The following is a 4323-nucleotide window of genomic DNA, read 5'->3' on the forward strand; positions in this document are numbered from 1 at the left end:
AAAGCCTATCTCTTCGATGCTTTAGAAAACCAAGTAGATATCATTATCGATAATACTGTCGATCCTGGTTTTAAAGTTTCCACAATCCTCGATTTTACTAGCGACGAACCAGAATTAGTCCGCAAAGGTTTGGGTTGGCAAGAAGTGGAAAATTGGTTGGATTTCGTTCATTAATAAATTTTGCGATCGAGCCTCTTCTTCTAAAGGAGAGGTAATTATTAGTTATTAGTTATTAGTTATTAGTTGTTGGTTGTAACTTGCGATCGCATTTGAAGTAAGATCGAAATTAAAGCAATTTAAACGATCGCGTTAAAAACCAAATAAGTTCGAGAAGAAATTATGTCTGCAAACAGATTATCTGATACCTCTATTTCCAGCAACAGCATTGATTTTGACGAACCAGATTTAACTGCGGGAACTCTTGTTACCAACCTCGGTGGCGTTGAGTTTTCGACTAATTCAGAATTTGGTTTGATGATTTTTGATACTAACAATCCTACTGGAGGAGATGACGACCTTAGTAGTAGCGATTTAGGAAATGTGTTGATTATTTCCGAGGATGGAGATAGCAGCGATCCTGACGACAATGTAGCAGGGGGTACGATAAGCTTAGAATTTGATGGTTTGGCGGCAATTGAAAGTATTAGTTTGCTAGATATCGAAGAACCAGGAAGTTCGATTGTCTTTTACGATGAGAATTCCCAGCCCATCGAAACGATAGATATTGAAGGTTTATCAGATGGTAGTTTTCAAGAAATTGACTTCGATATTAGTAATGTAGCCAGTCTCGATATTAATTTAACTGGGAGTGGTGCATTTACGGGAGTTGATTGTGCTACCGATTCTACCGATGCTTATAGCAATATTTATGTTTTTGGCGATAGCTTAGTCGATACGGGTAACCTATTTAACGTGACGAGTTCTCTTCAAGATGCTGAAGCTTTGTTGGGCTTAGATATTCCCGTATTACCTCCTAGCCCTCCCTTCTTTGAAGGGCGTTTTTCTAATGGTCAAATTTGGATTGATAATGTAGCAGCAGCCCTAGACATCGAACTGACTCCTGCCAGCGAACTATCGGCTATTGCACCTGGTTCGGATCTTCTCAGCCCCGTTACCTTTATTGAAGAAACTCCCGTGATTAGTCCTTTTTTCAATGGTAGTACAGGAGATCGCAGTGTCAATTTTGCTTATGGTTTGGCAACAACGGGTGCGACTGGTTCGGGGGAACTAGGGGCATTTGTTCCTGGTGTCAAAACACAAGTAGGATTATATCTAGGAGATTTGTTACAAACAAATCAAACAGCAGATCCCGATGCTCTTTATGTTTTGTGGGCGGGAAGCAATGATTATTTTCTTCCCGATGCCGATCCTGAAACTACAGTCAATAATATCGAAACTGAAGTAGCATCTCTTTATAGTTTTGGGGCGCGTAATTTTTTGGTACTCAACTTACCAGACTTGGGAATAATTCCCGAAGCAAATAATCCTAATTTACCAGTTTCTCCAGAAGAACTTACCGAACTTACAGAGACTCACAATTCACTCTTAGATACTACTGCTGAAGAACTTACCGATAATCTGACTGGTGCTGATGTCAAGATTTTAGATGTAGGTTCTCTGTTTGATGAAGTGGTAGCCAATCCTGAAGAATTTGGTTTGACTAACGTTACCGAACCTTTCTTAGATCCTCTAACTTTTACTCCCACTGTGGGTGCAAACCCCGATGAATATTTTTTCTTCGATACTCTTCATCCCACTACGGTCGGTCATAGTATTATTAGCGACTTTGCTTTGGAATCATTAGCTATCGAAGCAGATATTTAGTTTGGCTGGAGTTATAAAACAACTACTCAAACTGTACTCAAACTGGCTGGTATATTACTGCTCATTTCTAGCGTAACTCATGTAGTGCAGCTTCAAGTTTATCCCCTCGAAGATCTGTGATTGGTGCTGCTGGATTTGGCATAATATACTTTTTTATCGGTCTTTTTTATTGCGTTTTAGTACACATAATTAATCAAATAAAAACCACTGCCCAAAGGAAAAATGCTTTAATAAAAATATTATAAAAAAAGACTAAGCATTGAACTTTTAATGAATTTACTTTACCCTTTGGGAGTCTTGTTAATTTTGGCGATCGCAGCGATCGCAATTTATCTATTAACTCCTCGCAGTTACGAATCTGGAGAATCAGTAGCTAATTCTTATGATGAATGGACTGAAGATGGAATTTTAGAATTTTATTGGGGGGAGCATATTCACTTGGGTCACTATGGCTCGCCACCAACATCCAAGGAGTTTATCACCGCAAAATATGACTTCGTTCATGAAATGGTGCGTTGGGGTGGTTTGGACAAGCTTCCTGCCAATAGTACTCTATTAGATGTTGGCTGTGGTATTGGTGGCAGCAGTCGCATCTTGGCTAAAGATTATAATTTTGACGTGACAGGGGTAACTATTAGTCCCCAGCAAGTCAAGCGCGCCCAAGAATTGACCCCCAAAGAAGTAAATGCCAAGTTTGCCGTAGATGATGCCATGGCTCTTTCTTTTCCCGATGAGAGTTTTGACGTAGTTTGGTCGGTAGAAGCTGGACCTCATATGCCCGATAAAGCAGTATTTGCGAGAGAATTATTGCGCGTCCTCAAACCAGGGGGAATTTTAGTGGTAGCAGACTGGAATCAACGAGACGATCGCATCGTACCTCTAAATTTCTGGGAAAAACTAGTCATGAAACAATTATTAGATCAGTGGTCTCATCCAGCTTTTTCCAGTATTGAAGGATTTTCCGAACTATTAGCCGAAACTGGTTTGGTAGAAGGGGAAGTAATTACTGATGATTGGACTCAAGAAACTCTACCTTCTTGGATCGATTCGATTTGGCAGGGAATTATTAAACCCAAGGGATTAGTTTTATTTGGCGTTTCTGGTTTGATTAAGTCTTTACGGGAAGTTCCTACTTTATTGTTAATGCGTTTGGCTTTTGGTAATGGTTTGTGTCGTTTTGGAATGTTTAAAGCCACTAGAGCTAATGCAGCTTTGAAATCCGAAGCTGCCAAAAGTGAAGCTGTCTATTAGATTTATGGTAATTAAACTATTGATCCAATTTATCAATTTGATGGGGGAGAAATTAAACAGAGATTTGATGCAGTAGTCGATAATATTATCGACCAAATAATTGCTACTCCTAATAATTGGGTTTGGAACTATCATAAAAATCTTCAAGCCTTAAAAGACAGTCGAGTAGCAACTAATACTGCTGACGAACTTAACAATCTGCCGAAGAGCGATCGCTAATTTTAAAAATTAAGTGACTAACAATGACTTAAATTGAGCTTATAGGGGGTCTTTCACAGTTTTGGTGATCCGACGAAAAAAGGCGATCTCCATCGCCAACGGGCAACGCTTCGCGATCGCAAGGGCTTTTTCACCTTATCGTAGTAGAGTAGCGATCGCGCCCACAATAAAAAACCCAGTGACAATTTCTCGTCATACGGCTTTCCATCATTGGCGAGACTACGTTGGGTTTTGATGATATCGGACATACTTCTTAGTTCGGACTACTACGATCGCTCTTATACCATTTCTCCTTGAAGTTGCACTTACAGCCGTTTTCAGTTGAATAGCTCTCTGGGAAAATTTACTAGTTCGTAGTTTTTAGTTTTTAGTTCTTATACCAATTCTCAATCGATTTGGGAAAGCATAATTCAATTAATTTCTTGGGCAAAATCAATAACTATTTTATTACCTAAGTATATTAATTATGGTTATTTAAAGAAACTATAAATCACAAATATCTTTAATTTCATAGATTACAGGCGATATGTTTTTAATTGCGATACGATTCTGTAATTTGGATCGATTTTAGTATGTGATTTAGTACCTATCGACCGTTCTTTAATTAAGTTTAAATAAAGTATAGTTTAAGCAAAAAAACTGTTGTACTACAAAAAAAATACAAGCGATAATCGTCGATATAGTTTTACTTTTGTCGCATGAACAACACAACAGTAGTAGATTTATCTTTTGATTCTTTTAGTAATTCAACTAATATCTTAAATTCAGATTCTGGATTAGATATTAAAACTTCAGAGTCAGGCGATCGATTATTATTTATCGATTCAGCAGTCGAAGACTATCAATTATTAATCGATAATCTAGTCGAATCAACAGAAGTTATCGTCTTAGATCCTCAAAAAGATGGAATTTCTCAAATTAGCCAAACATTAGACCGATACGATAGTTTGGATGAAATTCATATTGTTTCTCATGGTAATAATGGCGAGTTGTTTCTCGGTAATACAACATTAGATCGAGACTCTTTAA

4 protein-coding genes are annotated in these 4323 nt (G+C 38.0%); 3 read left to right on the forward strand and 1 reads right to left on the reverse strand.

Annotation, left to right across the window (positions count from 1 at the left end):
- Positions 1–339 precede the first annotated feature (339 nt).
- Positions 340–1824: an SGNH/GDSL hydrolase family protein gene (locus AC33VI_RS14370; protein ID WP_491782952.1), complete on the forward strand. Its 1485-nt coding sequence runs from the start codon at positions 340–342 to the stop codon at positions 1822–1824.
- A 270-nt stretch (positions 1825–2094) separates the two neighbouring features.
- Complete coding sequence (locus AC33VI_RS14375) at positions 2095–3075, forward strand: methyltransferase domain-containing protein (RefSeq protein ID WP_491782953.1); 981 nt, start codon at positions 2095–2097, stop codon at positions 3073–3075.
- Between the two features lie 272 nt (positions 3076–3347).
- Here AC33VI_RS14375 and AC33VI_RS14380 read toward each other — a convergent pair whose 3' ends face one another.
- Complete coding sequence (locus AC33VI_RS14380; RefSeq protein WP_491782954.1) at positions 3348–3542, reverse strand: hypothetical protein; 195 nt, start codon at positions 3540–3542, stop codon at positions 3348–3350.
- 450 nt (positions 3543–3992) lie between these two features.
- Between AC33VI_RS14380 and AC33VI_RS14385 the strand changes: the two genes are divergently transcribed.
- On the forward strand, positions 3993–4323 hold a 331-nt coding region (locus AC33VI_RS14385; RefSeq protein ID WP_491782955.1), incomplete at its 3' end, for a DUF4347 domain-containing protein.

The sequence above is a fragment of the Waterburya sp. genome, assembly GCF_058530065.1.